The organism is Serratia sp. PL17 (genome assembly GCF_017832355.1).
In the GTDB taxonomy this organism is placed as follows: domain Bacteria; phylum Pseudomonadota; class Gammaproteobacteria; order Enterobacterales; family Enterobacteriaceae; genus Serratia.
Map to the genome: position 1 here is coordinate 48,372 of NZ_JAFIBY010000013.1, position 15,261 is coordinate 63,632.

Annotated in this window: 13 protein-coding genes; 11 read left to right on the plus strand and 2 right to left on the minus strand. The window is 54.3% G+C overall.

The window, feature by feature from the left end; all coding sequences use genetic code 11:
* Positions 1–29: 29 nt before the first annotated feature.
* The 6 genes from JOE25_RS25775 to emrB all read left to right on the plus strand — a co-directional run bounded on the left by JOE25_RS25775 (position 30) and on the right by emrB (position 6,146).
* Positions 30–776: an AzlC family ABC transporter permease gene (locus JOE25_RS25775; protein WP_209640385.1), complete on the plus strand. Its 747-nt coding sequence runs from the start codon at positions 30–32 to the stop codon at positions 774–776.
* Complete coding sequence (ygaH, locus tag JOE25_RS25780) at positions 766–1,119, plus strand: L-valine transporter subunit YgaH (RefSeq protein ID WP_209640388.1); 354 nt, start codon at positions 766–768, stop codon at positions 1,117–1,119. The genes JOE25_RS25775 and ygaH overlap by 11 nt, the downstream gene beginning before the upstream one ends.
* A 159-nt stretch (positions 1,120–1,278) precedes the next feature.
* A complete protein-coding gene (gene mprA, locus JOE25_RS25785; RefSeq protein WP_037422292.1) occupies positions 1,279–1,800 on the plus strand; it encodes a transcriptional repressor MprA in 522 nt (173 codons plus the stop codon).
* A 21-nt stretch (positions 1,801–1,821) separates the two neighbouring features.
* On the plus strand, positions 1,822–3,273 hold the full coding sequence (locus JOE25_RS25790) for an efflux transporter outer membrane subunit (RefSeq protein ID WP_209640390.1): 1,452 nt from the start codon (positions 1,822–1,824) through the stop codon (positions 3,271–3,273).
* Positions 3,274–3,420: 147 nt separating this feature from the next.
* Positions 3,421–4,593: a multidrug efflux MFS transporter periplasmic adaptor subunit EmrA gene (gene emrA, locus JOE25_RS25795; protein ID WP_209640392.1), complete on the plus strand. Its 1,173-nt coding sequence runs from the start codon at positions 3,421–3,423 to the stop codon at positions 4,591–4,593.
* A 17-nt stretch (positions 4,594–4,610) separates the two neighbouring features.
* On the plus strand, positions 4,611–6,146 hold the full coding sequence (emrB, locus tag JOE25_RS25800) for a multidrug efflux MFS transporter permease subunit EmrB (RefSeq protein WP_209640393.1): 1,536 nt from the start codon (positions 4,611–4,613) through the stop codon (positions 6,144–6,146).
* A gap of 257 nt (positions 6,147–6,403) precedes the next feature.
* On the opposite strand, the gene JOE25_RS25805 is transcribed toward emrB, so the two are convergent.
* Positions 6,404–7,504 carry a tRNA/rRNA methyltransferase gene (locus JOE25_RS25805; RefSeq protein WP_061808384.1) on the minus strand — a complete coding sequence of 367 codons (1,101 nt, stop codon included), beginning with the start codon at positions 7,502–7,504 and terminating at the stop codon, positions 6,404–6,406.
* Between the two features lie 208 nt (positions 7,505–7,712).
* On the opposite strand from JOE25_RS25805, the gene trxC reads away from it, so the two are divergent.
* The 5 genes from trxC to JOE25_RS25830 all read left to right on the plus strand — a co-directional run bounded on the left by trxC (position 7,713) and on the right by JOE25_RS25830 (position 13,676).
* Positions 7,713–8,132: a thioredoxin TrxC gene (gene trxC / locus JOE25_RS25810; RefSeq protein ID WP_209640396.1), complete on the plus strand. Its 420-nt coding sequence runs from the start codon at positions 7,713–7,715 to the stop codon at positions 8,130–8,132.
* A gap of 118 nt (positions 8,133–8,250) precedes the next feature.
* Complete coding sequence (locus JOE25_RS25815) at positions 8,251–8,955, plus strand: tRNA-uridine aminocarboxypropyltransferase (protein ID WP_209640398.1); 705 nt, start codon at positions 8,251–8,253, stop codon at positions 8,953–8,955.
* Positions 8,956–9,106: 151 nt separating this feature from the next.
* On the plus strand, positions 9,107–11,755 hold the full coding sequence (locus JOE25_RS25820) for a bifunctional acetate--CoA ligase family protein/GNAT family N-acetyltransferase (protein WP_209640400.1): 2,649 nt from the start codon (positions 9,107–9,109) through the stop codon (positions 11,753–11,755).
* A 153-nt stretch (positions 11,756–11,908) separates the two neighbouring features.
* On the plus strand, positions 11,909–13,264 hold the full coding sequence (pssA, locus tag JOE25_RS25825) for a CDP-diacylglycerol--serine O-phosphatidyltransferase (protein ID WP_209640403.1): 1,356 nt from the start codon (positions 11,909–11,911) through the stop codon (positions 13,262–13,264).
* Positions 13,265–13,343: 79 nt separating this feature from the next.
* Positions 13,344–13,676: a YfiM family lipoprotein gene (locus tag JOE25_RS25830; RefSeq protein ID WP_209640406.1), complete on the plus strand. Its 333-nt coding sequence runs from the start codon at positions 13,344–13,346 to the stop codon at positions 13,674–13,676.
* 1 nt (position 13,677) lies between these two features.
* Here JOE25_RS25830 and JOE25_RS25835 read toward each other — a convergent pair whose 3' ends face one another.
* Complete coding sequence (locus JOE25_RS25835; RefSeq protein WP_209640409.1) at positions 13,678–14,988, minus strand: MFS family transporter; 1,311 nt, start codon at positions 14,986–14,988, stop codon at positions 13,678–13,680.
* Positions 14,989–15,261: the final 273 nt, after the last annotated feature.

Sequence of the window (15,261 nt, forward strand, 5' to 3'; positions counted from 1 at the left end):
GATCTCTATATCCTGCGACACTCATAAAAATGCAAAGCCAAGCTGCAGAAAACCTCAATCCTCCTGCCGTCAGCTCTACCTTTACCCACGGCATCGTCGACAGTTTACCTATTGTCATCGGCTATGTGCCGGTGGCTTTCGCGTTCGGCCTGAGCGCCGTTAAGCTGGGATTCACCCCGCTAGAGAGCATCTTCTTTTCCTGCATTATCTATGCGGGGGCGAGTCAGTTTGTGATCACTGCCTTGTTGAGTGCCGGTATGTCACTGTGGGTTTCCGCGCTAACCGTGATGGCCATGGACATACGGCATTTGCTGTATGGCCCAGCCCTGCGACACCGCATCGTTTCGCGCATGTCGCGCGGTAAAACGGCACTGTGGGCCTTCGGCCTGACCGATGAAGTGTTCGCCGCGGCTACGGCCAAGTTAATGCGCAATAACCGCAGTTGGAGCGAAAACTGGATGCTCGGCATCTCGCTGTGCTCCTGGCTGTCGTGGGTCGCAGGCACCGCGATTGGCGCACTCTTCGGCAACGGGCCTCTCGAGCAATATCCCGTCATCGAGGCGTCACTCTCCTTTATGTTGCCGGCGCTGTTCCTCAGTTTCCTGCTTGCTGCATTCAAACGCCCGCAAAGCCTGACTATCGCCGCGGCTCTGGCCGGTGCACTGCTCGGCGTAGTGCTATTTTCCATCCCGGTAGCCATTTTAGCGGGTATCAGTGCCGGATGTATCGCCGCGCTGTTCCAACCCACCACGCAGGAGGTTATCAATGAACACTGATGTGCTGATCATTGGCCTGGTTGTGGGTTGCGCTAATTACCTGTTCCGCTACTTACCATTACGCCTGGCGCCAGCGCGTGCCCAACCCGGCATCAAGCGAGGTAAAACGGCCCTGCTGCTCGACAGTATCGGCATCGCCTCTATCTGTGCGTTGCTGGTGGTATCCAGCACGCCGGTGGTGATGCGTGAACCCGACAAGCTGTGGCCAACACTGGTCGGGTTCGCCGCACTGGGTTTGTGCTTCTACCGCAGCAAGAGCATCATTTTGTCGACGTTGATCGGCGCAGTCGCCTTTGGCATCACATTAAAAATGTTTATGATTCTCGGCCCAGCCAGCCTTTGATTTTGTCCGTCATCCCCATTCTGAGCACTTACTCAAAAATGGGTCATTGACAAACAACTTACAAATGACACGAATTGCTAAATTATTCGCACGGCTGAACATTTACATTATTAATCACTATCGTTACTATCTCGAACGAAATTAATGAGGCCCCAAATTATGGAAAGCTCGTTTACTCCCATTGAACAAATGCTTAATTTCCGCGCAAAACGTCAGAAAGATTTCCCTTATCAGGAGATATTGCTGACCCGGCTGTGCATGCACATGCAAAGTAAGCTGCTGGAAAACCGCAATAAAATGCTCAAAGCACAAGGGATTAACGAAACATTGTTTATGGCGCTGATTACTCTGGATGCACAGGAAAGTCACAGCATTCAGCCTTCTGAGCTAAGCTCTGCCCTAGGTTCGTCGCGTACTAATGCCACACGTATTGCCGATGAGTTAGAAAAGCGCGGTTGGATTGAGCGCCGTGAAAGTGACAATGATCGTCGTTGCCTGCATTTGCACATGACGCCGCAGGGAGAGGAATTTCTCAACCAGTTGCTGCCACCGCAGCACAAATGTCTGCATTTCCTGTGGTCCACGCTGAACGATGACGAACAGCAGCAGCTTGAAAAGCTGACGCGCAAACTGTTAACGCGTCTGGACCAGATGGAAGTTTCAGGACAGTTATCCCAATAACTTCTGTTCAGGTAACATACTATGCGATCCCCATTTAACTGGAGATTCACCCCGCTGTTCGCTGTATTGCTGCTGGCCGGGTGTGCATCTACCGATAATATTGCCCCGCAATCCACCCTGATGGATCCGCAGAGCCTGCAACTGTCACAGCCAAAAGTCAGTTCGCTGAATGTCAGCCCGCAATGGTGGCGTTCGCTTAATGACCCGCAGCTCGATAGCCTGATGACCCAGACGCTGCAAAGCTCGCCGACGCTGAGACAAGCGGCGGGTCGCGTGCGCGAAGCACAAAGTGTCGTAGGCGAAGCCAGTGCCGCCAATGGCCCCAATCTGGATCTGAACGCCAGCAGCAACCGCCAGAAAATTCCACAGAACGTTAACCTGGGGCTGGGCTACCCGCACCAACCGATCTATGAAACCTCAAACTCTTTGGGCCTGAATCTGGCTTATGAGTTTGACTGGTGGGGCAAATACCGCAATCAGGTTAACGCCGCCAAGGCACAGGTTGATGCGGCACGCGCCGAACAGGAACAGGCGGCACTGACGCTGACCAGTTCCGTGGCCTCGGCGTATTACCAGCTTCAAAGCAATTTTGCACTGGAAAAACTGCTGCAACAGGAAGTGGATAACAACCAACGCCTGGCAGACCTGCGCCAGCAGCAATATAAAGCCGGCATTACGGGTGTTGATGTTCCACAACAAACCCAGGCACAAGCTGACGGCGCCAAACAGCAGATCCTTCAACTGCAGTCGCAAATTGAACAACTTAGACACCAATTGGCCGCACTGGCTGGCCAGGGCCCGAATGCGATGCAGCACCTGCGTCCAGTCGCGTTGCCTGCCAGTAATTTGATGGCGCCAAAAGGTGAGCTCACTGCCGATTTGCTGGGTAAACGCCCGGACATCGCCGCACAGCGCCAGTTGGTGGAGTCCTACAGCCAACGCGTCAGCGCCGCACGTAAGGAATTTTACCCTAGCCTGACCATTTCAGCCTTTGCCGGCCTGACCACGACCAATACCAGTGGCACCAGCCCAAACCTGTTTGAAGCGGCCAGCCAAGCCTGGAATGTGGTGCCGGCGATTTCATTACCGATCTTCCACGCCGGCGCACTGCGCAGCAAGCTGGGTGAGGAGTCTGCACTGTATGACCAGGCCGTCGAGTCCTATAACCAAACTATCCTGAATGCCGTGCAGGAAACTGCTGATGCCATCACCGTCCAACAAAGCACTGCGCAACAGCAGCTGCAGGCGGCATCCGCGTCCCAATCGATGCAGCAGGTGTACCGCGTCGCTAACGCTCGATACCAGGCAGGGATTATCGGGCGCGACCAGTTGTTAACCAGCCAAACGCAGCTCTTGCAGCAGCAGCAGGCGGAACTGAATGCCAGCAGCAACTTGTTGCAGGCGAAGATAGGACTGATCCGTGCGCTGGGCGGTGGCTATCAAGCTCCGGCCGTAGCGGATTCAAAAGCATAATAAAACGACCCAAAATAATTGGCGCGGCATCGAGACGGCAAGGGAACAAGCCCCATGAACTTACTGCTGTAAGTGCATCGGGCGAGTGAGCAGAGCCAATACCGATGCCGCTTCAGTCTGAAGGGTAAAGAGAGCTTGGAGAACACCATGAGTGTAAGCGCGGAAACTCAAAACCCGCAGCAACCGGTCGGTAAGAAGAAGCAGCGTAAATTCTGGCTGCTGTTGCTAACGGTTATTTTTGTTGTTATTGGGGTGGCATATTTAGTGTATTGGTTCCTGGTGCTGCGTCATCATCAGGAAACGGACGACGCCTATGTGTCCGGTAACCAGGTGCAGATCATGGCCCAGGTGAACGGTAGCGTTAACCGCGTCAACTTCGACAATACAGATTACGTAAAACAGGGTGATGTACTGGTCACGCTCGATCCAACCGATGCCGAGCAAGCGCTTGAACGCGCCAAAACCGGCTTGGCTAACAGCGTGCGTCAAACCCACCAGCTCATCATTAACAGTAAGCAATATCAGGCCAATATTGCCCTGCGCAAATCTGACTTGAGCAAAGCTGAGAGTGATTTAAAGCGCCGTGTGGTGCTGGGTAGCGTTGACGCCATTGGCCGTGAAGAACTGCAACATGCACGAGATGCGGTCGACAGCGCCAAGGCCGCGTTAGAAGTGGCCGTACAGCAATACAACGCCAATCAGGCGATGGTGCTCAATACCCCACTGGAACAGCAGCCCGCGATCCAACAGTCCGCCGCGCAAGTACGCGACGCTTGGCTGGCATTGCAACGTACTCAAATCATCAGCCCGATCACCGGCTATGTGTCCCGTCGTAGCGTACAGGTTGGCGCGCAAATCGCCGCCGGCTCCCCGCTAATGGCCGTGGTGCCAGCCGATCACATCTGGGTTGATGCCAACTTTAAAGAAACCCAAATTGCCAATATGCGTATTGGGCAGTCGGCTACCGTAGTCAGTGATATTTACGGTGACGATGTGGTGTATAACGGCAAAGTCGTCGGTATCGATATGGGCACCGGTAGCGCCTTCTCGCTGCTGCCTGCACAAAATGCTACCGGTAACTGGATCAAAGTGGTTCAGCGTCTGCCAGTGCGTATTGAGCTGGACGCAAAACAAATCGCCGATCATCCGTTACGCATTGGCTTATCCACACTGGTAAAAGTCGATACCACCAATCTGGATGGCCGCGTGCTGTCTGATGTGGTGCGAGACAAACCGCTGTACCAGACCGACGCACTGGCGTTGAATCTGGCACCCGTTAACCAGATGATCGCTGACGTGATCCATGCGAATGCCGGCTAAGCGCGCGGGAGGCTACCTTGGCACAGAAACCGCTTGAAGGCGCTCAGCTCGCCTGGATGACGGTCGCGCTCGCCATGGCGACCTTTATGCAGGTGCTGGACTCTACCATTGCCAACGTGGCGATCCCAACAATTGCGGGTAACCTCGGGTCTTCCAACTCGCAGGGCACCTGGGTGATCACCTCGTTTGGCGTGGCAAACGCCATTTCCATCCCGATCACCGGCTGGCTGGCAAAGCGCGTCGGTGAAGTGCGGTTGTTCCTTTGGTCCACCGCATTGTTCGTGCTCGCTTCCTGGCTGTGTGGCATTTCCAACAGCCTGGGCATGCTGATCTTCTTCCGCGTGATCCAGGGGGTGGTCGCAGGGCCCTTGATCCCGCTGTCACAAAGCCTGTTGCTGAACAACTATCCGCCCGCCAAGCGAGCGATGGCCCTGGCGCTCTGGTCGATGACGGTGATCGTCGCGCCAATATTCGGGCCTATCCTCGGGGGTTATATCAGTGATAACTATCACTGGGGCTGGATCTTCTTCATCAACATTCCGATTGGCGGTTTCGTGATCATGGCGGCCCTGTCGACGTTGCGCGGCAGAGAAACCAAGACCGAGATCAAACCGATCGATACCGTTGGCCTGGTGCTGCTGATTGTCGGCATTGGTTCGCTGCAGGTGATGCTCGATCAGGGTAAGGAGCTGGACTGGTTCAACTCGACCGAGATTATTGTGCTGACGGTGGTGGCGGTGGTGGCGCTGCTGTTCCTGGTGGTCTGGGAACTGACGGACGACCACCCGGTGGTAGACTTGTCGCTGTTCAAGTCACGCAACTTTACCATCGGCTGTCTGTGCATCAGTCTGGCCTACATGCTCTACTTCGGCGCTATCGTCCTGTTGCCGCAGCTGCTACAGGAGGTGTATGGCTATACCGCCACCTGGGCAGGATTGGCTTCGGCACCGATCGGGTTGATACCGGTATTGCTGTCACCGATCATCGGTAAATTCGGCAACCGACTCGATATGCGCAGGCTGGTGACCTTTAGCTTCATTATGTATGCCGTGTGCTTTTACTGGCGCGCTTATACGTTTGAGCCGGGAATGGACTTTGGTGCCTCGGCCTGGCCGCAGTTTGTCCAGGGCTTTGCCATCGCCTGCTTCTTTATGCCGTTAACCACCATCACGCTGTCCGGCTTGCCGCCGGAACGTATGGCAGCGGCATCGAGCCTGTCGAACTTTACCCGTACGTTGGCGGGGTCGATCGGTACGTCGATCACCACCACGCTGTGGACCCAGCGTGAATCGCAGCATCACGCGCAGCTGACGGAGTTCGTGAATCCATACAGTCCGCAGTCACAGGAAATGTATCGACAGTTGGAACAGATCGGTATGAGCAAGCAGCAGGCGTCGGCCTATATTGCCAACGAGATCACCGCGCAAGGGTTGATCATCTCTGCCAACGAGATTTTCTGGTTGGCTGCTGGGGTGTTCCTGATCCTGCTGGTACTGGTGTGGGTGGCGAAACCGCCATTCAGTTCAGGCGGTGGGGGCGGCGGCGCTCACTAAACAGTAGAAAGCAAAACGGGCGCCTCAGGGCGCCCGTTTTTTTATAACATTATGTATACCCTATGAATTTCAAGTTGCAGCTAGGCGACCCACTCACTCATCCCCAGGCGCTTACTCTAGTCAGTCACTGGGGTGACAAATCTGCCGGGAGCAGATTTGAACGCTGCCCGCAGCGGCCCCTAAGGGGTGTGGCCCATGGACGGGCCACATAACTGAGTGCAGCTAACAACGCTGCGGCTTGAAAGGCGACGGGTATATTAGGCCTGGTTTTGACGCCACCAGTCAGCCAGCAAAATACCGGTCGCGACCGATACGTTCAGGCTTTCTACCTTGCCGGTACCGCCGATAGACACGTTCATATCCCCCTGTTGCCAGGCGCTGTCGCTCAGACCGTCGCGCTCTTGCCCCAGTACCAGCACCATTTTGGCCGGCAGTTTAGCCTGCGCCAGTGGGGTACCTTTGTGGCTCGAGGTGGTCACAATGGCATAACCCGCCTTGCGGAAGGTATCCAGCACCGACAGGAAGTCATCAGCGCTAATCGCTTTGATGTGCTCTGCCCCACCCTCTGCCGTACGCACCGCAGCACCAGACTCCAGCAACGCAGGATCCTGCAGCAACACGCCGTTAACGCCAAAGTGAGCGCAAGAACGGACGATAGCCCCCAGGTTATGCGGGTTGCCCACTTCTTCCAATGCCAGCACGCAGTCTTTCGCCGGTGCTTCTTTCAAATAGGTTTGCGCATCCAGCCCCTGACGCTTTTTGATCAGGAAGCACACGCCGCCATGGTGTTCAGTGCCGGACGCTTTAGCCAGCTCTTCTTCATCTACGACGTGATAGGCTTTACGGTTCGCCGCCATCCAACGCAGGGCTTCACGAAAACGTGGCGTGACCGACTGCACGAACCACGCACGGACGATGGCGTCTGGGCGGCTGGCAAACAGGGCCTGGCAGGCGTTCTCACCGTAAACACGGGTTTCTTCCGCACGTTGACGACGCAGCTGCTCCGGATCGATAAAGCTTTTACCGCTGATACCGCCGTGATCGAACGCCGGCTCTTCTTCCGGGCCACGTGACACGGTTTTCCATGGCGAATCATAACCGCCACGGTCTTCAGTACGCGCTGGACGGCGAGGACGATCGCTTTCACTGCGGCGGGAATCAGTACCAGAGCCACGGCGATCATTGTTGCCACGTGGTTTGTCCTGACCGGTACGGCCCGAAGAGCGCGCACCGTCTGCCGGACGGCCTTTGCCGGCCGGACGCTTATTCTTGTTACGGTCGTCGCTGCTGCTGTCATCGTCGCTGCGGACGTACATCACTTTAACTTTACCGTTCTTGCCACTAAATGAATCGTTCATTTTCTTCTCCACCAACGCGCAGGGCGCGAAGATTACCTGATGTTGGGGTGCTAAGCCACCTACTTGCGCTAAAAGCTAACAACTATCGTATTCATTGAACAAACCTCTTTGTTCCTTGCCGCACTTTTAACGATAATAAGCAGCATTAAAGAAACATATCCGCAACCCGAATGCGGTTTGTCATGCTTTCTCAGTATCCGAGGTCATCATGAATACAGTCTGTCCAGCTTGTAATGCCACCAACCGCGTCCCTGAAGAACGCGTGGCTGACGGTGCGAAATGCGGCCGCTGCGGCCATGCGCTATTTGACGGTGAGGTGATCAATGCCACCGCCGCGACACTGGACCCGCTGCTGCAGGATGATCTGCCGGTCGTGGTCGACTTTTGGGCACCGTGGTGCGGCCCTTGCGTCAATTTTGCGCCGATCTTCGAAGACGTTGCCGAAGAACGCGCGGGCAAAGTTCGCTTCGTAAAAGTGAACACCGAGGCAGAGCCAGAATTGAGCGCTCGCTTCCGCATCCGCAGCATTCCGACCATCATGCTATTCCGTAAAGGAAAAATGGTCGACATGCTCAACGGCGCCATGCCAAAGGCGCCATTTGATAACTGGCTCAATGAACTAGTTTAACGCAGAAAGTATAGGCGGTGTTGCCCATTGTGGATGACATCGCCGTGACGCAATCCAGCCCGAACGCTCCCGTCGGGCTTTTTTCTGCGTTACAATGGCGGTTTTCGCCGGAATACTTATGACCGACAACGCCGTACTTCGCCTGCGCCAGTTTCGCCTGGAACGCTCTACTCGCCCCTTTCTGGCGCGCGGCAACCGCATATCGCGTTGTCAGGGTTGCCTGCTGCCGCAAAAAAACTGCCTGTGCGACACTATTCAGCCACAGCCTGCCACCAGCCGTTTCTGCTTAATCATGTTTGGTGCAGAGCCGTTGAAGCCGAGCAATACCGGCCGCTTGATCGCCGATATACTGCCAGAAACGCAGGCGTTCCTTTGGTCGCGCACCGAGGTTGACCCAGCCCTGTTGACGGCCATTAACGATCCCGGACGCCAGCCTTATGTGGTGTTCCCCGCGTCTTATGCCGCGCCTGAACGCCCGGTATTCAGCGAACTGCCTGCCGGTGGCAAACCGCCGCTGTTTATTATGCTGGACGGTACCTGGACCGAGGCGAGCAAAATGTTCCGTAAAAGCCCGTACCTCAATCAGTTCCCGGTGTTCTCACTCAACGTAACCGCCGCGTCGAACTACCAACTGCGCGAAGCCAGCCGTACTGAGCAACACTGCACGGCAGAAGTCGCGACTGCCCTGCTGCAACAGGCCGGTGATGCGGCCGCCGCAGACGGGCTGGCCGAGCATTTTCGCTATTTCCGCCAACAGTATCTGGCAGGGAAACCTACGCGCCCGGAGGCACCGGTCACAGCAAAGCCGTCTCAAAACGTCTAGAATCAGGCAGTAACGTAGCTATAGCCAATAATTCGAAATGCAGGCCGCTGACAACTGAACATGCCCCAGGAAATTTAGTTTACAAAGCAGCCAAGTCAGCAACGGCAGCCAACGCCCCCCTGTTATTTTGAAGGACATCAAGGAGTCGTGCATGAGCCAGCGAGGGTTAGAAGCGCTTTTACGTCCCAAATCGATTGCCGTTCTCGGCGCTTCACAACAACCTGGCCGTGCCGGCAATCTGATGATGAGCAACCTGTTGGCGGGGGGATTCAACGGGCCCGTAATGCCCGTCACGCCAAGCTACAAGGCCGTCTGCGGGGTAATGGCGTACCCGGACGTTGCCAGCCTGCCTATCAGCCCCGATCTGGCAATACTTTGCACCCATGCACGACGCAACCTCGTACTAATTCAGGCTCTGGGTGAGCGCGGATGCAAAACCGCCATTGTTCTCTCTTCTCCTCCAGAGCAGTTCGCCGAGTTAAAGGCTTATGCGCAGCGTTATTCAATGCGCCTGCTAGGACCAAACAGTCTGGGCCTGCTGGCCCCTTGGCAAGGTATCAATGCCAGTTTCTCGCCGGTCCCGATCCTCAAGGGCAAGCTGGCGTTCATTTCCCAGTCCGCCGCAGTGGCCAATACTATCCTCGACTGGGCACAGCAGCGCGAAGTCGGTTTTTCCTATTTTATTGCGCTGGGCGACAGCCTGGATATTGACGTCGACGACCTGCTGGACTTTCTGGCTCGCGACAGTAAAACCAGCGCTATCTTGCTGTATCTGGAAAACATCAGCGATGCACGTCGCTTTTTATCTGCATCCCGCAGTGCTTCCCGCAACAAGCCGATTCTGGTCGTCAAAAGTGGTCGCAGTCAGCAAGCCCAGTTATTGCTCAACAGCCAGCAAGGGTTAGATGCCGCCTACGATGCGGCCATTCAACGTGCCGGGTTATTGCGCGTGCAGGATACCCATGAGCTGTTCTCCGCGGTAGAAACCCTGAGCCATATGCACCCGCTGCGCGGAGAACGGCTGATGATTGTCAGTAACGGGGCCGCACCTGCTGCGATGGCATTGGATGAATTATTGGGGCGCAACGGTAAGCTGGCACTGTTGGGAGACGAGACCCTGGCGCAGCTTACTGACGCGCTACCCGAATTTATCCCTGCCGGTAACCCGATTGACCTGCGCGACGACGCAACACCGCAACGTTATTTGGCTGCGGTGAAAACACTGCTCGACAGCCATGACTACGACGCCTTACTGCTGATCCACGCGCCAAGCGCTGCGGCTCCAGGTACGATCACCGCTGAACGCATTATTGAAGCCATTCGCCAACACCCCCGCGGCAAACGAATGACACTCCTTACCAACTGGTGTGGTGAGTATTCGTCGCAGGAAGCCCGGCGGCTATTTACCGAAGCCGGTATTCCAACCTACCGTACCCCGGAAGGTGCGGTAACCGCATTTATGCACATGGTGGAATATCGCCGTAATCAGAAACAGCTAAAAGAGACCCCGGCATTGCCAATAGGTCTGACGGCCAATACCGCAGATGCTCACCGGCTAATTCAACAGGCGTTGTCTGAAGGCGCAACGCAGCTCGATACCCACGAAGTACAATCGATTCTGCAAGCCTATGATCTGACAACCTTACCCACCTGGATTGCCGAAGACAGCGCCGAGGCAGTGCATATTGCCGAACAGATTGGTTACCCGGTAGCGCTCAAACTGCGTTCACCCGATATTCCCCATAAGTCTGAAGTTCAGGGCGTCATGCTTTACTTACGCACCGCGACCGAAGTACAGCGGGCTGCAGAAGCCATTCTCGATCGCGTGAAGCGCACCTATCCGCAGGCCCGCATTCACGGCCTGTTGGTACAGAGTATGGCCAACCGCGCCGGGGCACAGGAACTGCGCATTGCTGTAGAACAAGATGCCATTTTTGGCCCACTGATTATGCTTGGCGAGGGCGGGATTGAATGGCGGCAGGAAAATCAGGTTTCTGTAGCTCTCCCCCCATTAAATATGGCACTGGCACGCTATCTGGTGTTGCAGGCCGTGAAAGGGGGCAAAATCCGCGGACGCAGTGCCCTGAGACCGCTGGATATTCCAGGGTTGAGTCGCTTGTTGGTGCAGGTGTCCAACCTGATCCTCGATTGCCCGGAAATTACTCGGCTGGACATCCACCCGGTATTGGCCTCCGGCAGTGAGTTCACCCTTCTCGATGTCTCCATGCAACTTGCGCCCTTTACCGGCGATCCACAGGCACGTCTGGCCATTCGTCCTTATCCACACGAGCTGGAAGAAACCATCGAATTGAAAGACGGTTCACACTGTCTGTTCAGGCCGATCTTGCCGGAGGATGAACCGGCGTTGAAACACTTTATCGATCGTGTGACCAAAGAAGATCTCTATTATCGCTACTTCAGCGAGATCAACGAGTTTACCCATGACGATTTGGCTAACATGACGCAGATCGACTACGATCGGGAGATGGCTTTTGTTGCCGTGCGCGATGAACATATCATTGGTGTCACGCGCGCCCTGTCCGACCCAGACAATATCGATGCGGAGTTCGCCGTATTGGTACGGTCCGATCTGAAAGGACTCGGTTTGGGGCGCCAACTGCTTGAGAAAATGATCGCCTATGCTCGCGCCCACGGGCTGGCCCGTCTGACCGGGATCACCATGCCAAACAACCGCGGAATGATCGGGCTGGCACAGCGACTGGGCTTTAGCATCGATGTGCAACTTGAGGATGGCATCGTCAATTTGACCCTGCCGTTGCAAGCGGAGGATGCGCAGTGACCTATGTCGCAATGCGCTACGAATCCACCACTTAACGCCAAAACATACGCACAATCGGGGCAACTAGTGGTATTATCGCCCGATTATTCGATTTATTGTTTTTCCGTATTTGGCGTTCAGGCCATCTAATCATGAGAGAAGAAGCGCACTGTGATGTTGTCAAAATTTAAACGTAGCAAACATCAACAACACCTTGCACAACTGCCCAAATTCCCTCAGACGGTAGCTGATGTACGTACCTTGTACACACCGTCTGATTACCGCGCTACGCTGCTGGACTTAATCGCTCACGCTACCAAACGCATTTATCTGGTCGCTTTGTATCTGGAGCACGACGACGCCGGACGCGATATCCTCAATGCCCTTTATCAGGCGAAGCAGCGATGCCCGGAATTGGAGATTTGCATTCTGGTTGACTGGCATCGTGCCCAGCGTGGGCGCATCGGCGCCGCGGCTGCCAATACAAACGCTGACTGGTACTGCGCCATGGCAAACCAGCACCCGGGGCTGTCCGTGCCGATATATGGCGTGCCCGTCAATACCCGTGAAGCCTTGGGCGTGTTGCACCTGAAAGGCTTTGTGATTGACGATACCGTGATTTATAGCGGTGCCAGCATCAACGACGTTTACTTACATCAGCATGAGAAATACCGTTACGACCGTTACCAGCTGCTCACCAACGGCGAATTGGCGAATACTCTGATCGATTACATCAAACAGCACCTATTGTCCGCTGGTGCAGTACAACGATTGGATCGTGACGATCGTCCGAAAAGCCCTGAGATCAAAAACGAAACTCGCCTTTTCCGCTTTGGCCTGCGCCGCGCCGGCTATCAGTTTCGCAATAAGGCAGGTAACGACGAGCTTGCAGTAACGCCGCTGGTTGGGCTGGGCAAGCAAAGCGTATTGAATAAAACGATTCACCATCTGATGTCCTGCGCCGATCAAAAACTGACGCTGTGTACGCCTTACTTCAACCTCCCGGCGTTACTGGTACGCAATATCATTTCTCTGCTGCGCGAAGGCAAACAGGTAGAAATCATTGTTGGCGATAAAACCGCGAATGACTTCTATATTCCGGAAGATCAGCCGTTCAAAATTATCGGTGCGTTACCTTACCTGTATGAAATCAACCTGCGACGCTTTCTGAGTCGCCTGCAGCGTTATGTCGATACCGGTCAGCTGATTGTTCGTTTGTGGAAAGACGGCGATAACAGCTATCACCTGAAAGGCATGTGGGTAGATGATGAATGGCAGTTGATTACCGGTAATAACCTTAACCCGCGGGCGTGGCGATTGGATCTGGAGAATGCCATTCTCATTCACGATCCTAAGCAAGAGTTACGTGAGCAGCGACACAAAGAGTTGGAATGCATCCGTACCCACACCACCGTGGTGGGGCACTATCTGGAATTACAAAGCATTCAGCAGTATCCGGTTAAAGTGCGCAAACTGATCCGTCGTCTGCGCCGTATCCGCATCGACAGATTGATTAGCCGTATACTGTAATCCCGCTATAATTCAGCTATCGCAGACCCCGGCCAATGTCGGGGTTTTTTATATGCCATGACAACAGGATGTTTTCATTATGCGCCCACTCCGCAGCCTGGCCGTACTCCCCTTTTTACTTTTCACCAGCGGCTGCACCCATTTGGCCAATGACAGTTGGACCGGTAAGGACAAAGCGCAGCATTTTGTTGCTTCTGCTGCCTTTGCTGCCGCCGGTGCTGCGTATGGCGATCATCAAAACTGGAGTGAAGCCCGTAGCCGTAGTTTCGGCCTGATGTTCTCAATTGGGCTCGGTGCCGCCAAAGAACTGTATGACAGTCGTGAAGGCGGCACCGGTTGGAGCTGGAAGGACTTTGCCTGGGATGTCGCGGGCGCCGCGACCGGTTATAGCCTGTATCACGCCACTCGCTGATTCACAGTTGGATTTCTTTTCCTTTGCGATGCAAGCGAAGTGACACGATCAACGCCAGTAGACACATGCCGGAAACATACCAGAAGAAGGCATTTTCCGCGCCGAAGGATTTCAGCGACAACGCCACATATTCTGCTGACCCACCAAACATTGCGTTAGCGACCGCGTAGGATAGTCCAACCCCTAATGCCCGCACTTCCGGCGGGAACATTTCAGCTTTCAGCAGCCCGCTGATCGAGGTATAGAAACTCACAATAAACAGCGCCAGGACAATCAGACCGAAGGCGGCATAAGGATTAGTGACATTTTTCAACGTCAGCAGGATCGGCACCGTCAATAAGGTCGCAAACGAGGCGAAGATCAGCATTGAGCTGCGGCGGCCAATCTTGTCCGATAATGCCCCGACCAACGGTTGCAACAGCATGTAGATAAATAGCGCCGCAGTCATGATGCCACTGGCCAACTTGGCATCCATTCCAGAGGTGTTAACCAAATACTTCTGCATGTAGGTGGTAAAGGTATAAAAGCTCAACGAGCCACCGGCAGTAAAGCCCAGTACCATCAGGAAGGCTTTGCGGTTTTTCCACAATCCTTTCAGTGAACCGGCGTCTTTATGATTACGCGTTTTGGCATCGGAGGTTTCATTCAGTGAGCGACGCAGATACAACGCCACCACGGCCAATACGGCCCCAATGGCAAAAGGAATACGCCACCCCCACGCCTTGAGTTCGTCAGCAGAGAGGATTTGTTGTAACGCAACCAGAACCAGCAGCGCCAGTAATTGGCCACCAATCAGCGTCACATATTGGAAAGAAGCATAGAATCCACGTCGCCCCTTTATTGCCACCTCACTCATATAGGTGGCACTGGTACCGTACTCACCGCCGACGGACAATCCCTGGAATAATCGTGCGATCAACAGCAGTGCGGGCGCCCAGCTACCGATGGATTCATAAGTCGGTAAACAGGCGATCACCAGCGATCCTGCACACATCATGCAGACTGAAATCAACATCGAGTTTTTACGGCCATGCTTGTCGGCGATATAACCGAATAACCAACCACCGATAGGGCGCATAAAGAAACCAGCAGCAAATACGCCGGCGGTTTGCAGTAATTGGGTCGTGCTATTACCTGCTGGGAAAAAAGATGCGGCAAAGTAAATAGAACAAAAGGAATAGACGTAAAAATCAAACCATTCCACCAGGTTTCCCGACGATGCCCCAACAATGGCGAAAATGCGCTTCTTTTTATCTTGGACAACCAGATCAGCGCCCTCCCCATCCACAATAACCGAGGTTGTTTCTGTCATTTTATATTCTCCGAGCCTAATAAATCGTAGGTCAGCATCCCGCCGATTAAATGTAACTTAATTGTTATTGCATGGTTAACAACTAAAACAAATAGCGGGCGAAGAATATAGCGTGATTTATGTGATGCGTATTGAAGATTGGGATAAAAACTGATCAGAATTTAGGTAAATATTTATCGCAGACAAAACAAAAAGCCCTACGCTTTCACGTAGGGCTTGTTGCTTTATTTGATGCCTGGCAGTGTCCTACTCTCGCATGGGGAGACCCCACAC

Bases quoted from the DNA above. Each gene is read 5' to 3' on its own strand.
- JOE25_RS25815 (WP_209640398.1), top strand. From the start codon at position 8,251: ATGACCGACAACGCCGTACTTCGCCTGCGCCAGTTTCGCCTGGAACGC.
- JOE25_RS25805 (WP_061808384.1), bottom strand. From the start codon at position 7,504: ATGAACGATTCATTTAGTGGCAAGAACGGTAAAGTTAAAGTGATGTAC.
- JOE25_RS25830 (WP_209640406.1), top strand. From the start codon at position 13,344: ATGCGCCCACTCCGCAGCCTGGCCGTACTCCCCTTTTTACTTTTCACC.
- emrA (WP_209640392.1), top strand. From the start codon at position 3,421: ATGAGTGTAAGCGCGGAAACTCAAAACCCGCAGCAACCGGTCGGTAAG.
- JOE25_RS25820 (WP_209640400.1), top strand. From the start codon at position 9,107: ATGAGCCAGCGAGGGTTAGAAGCGCTTTTACGTCCCAAATCGATTGCC.
- trxC (WP_209640396.1), top strand. From the start codon at position 7,713: ATGAATACAGTCTGTCCAGCTTGTAATGCCACCAACCGCGTCCCTGAA.
- ygaH (WP_209640388.1), top strand. From the start codon at position 766: ATGAACACTGATGTGCTGATCATTGGCCTGGTTGTGGGTTGCGCTAAT.
- JOE25_RS25775 (WP_209640385.1), top strand. From the start codon at position 30: ATGCAAAGCCAAGCTGCAGAAAACCTCAATCCTCCTGCCGTCAGCTCT.
- pssA (WP_209640403.1), top strand. From the start codon at position 11,909: ATGTTGTCAAAATTTAAACGTAGCAAACATCAACAACACCTTGCACAA.
- JOE25_RS25835 (WP_209640409.1), bottom strand. From the start codon at position 14,988: ATGACAGAAACAACCTCGGTTATTGTGGATGGGGAGGGCGCTGATCTG.
- JOE25_RS25790 (WP_209640390.1), top strand. From the start codon at position 1,822: ATGCGATCCCCATTTAACTGGAGATTCACCCCGCTGTTCGCTGTATTG.
- mprA (WP_037422292.1), top strand. From the start codon at position 1,279: ATGGAAAGCTCGTTTACTCCCATTGAACAAATGCTTAATTTCCGCGCA.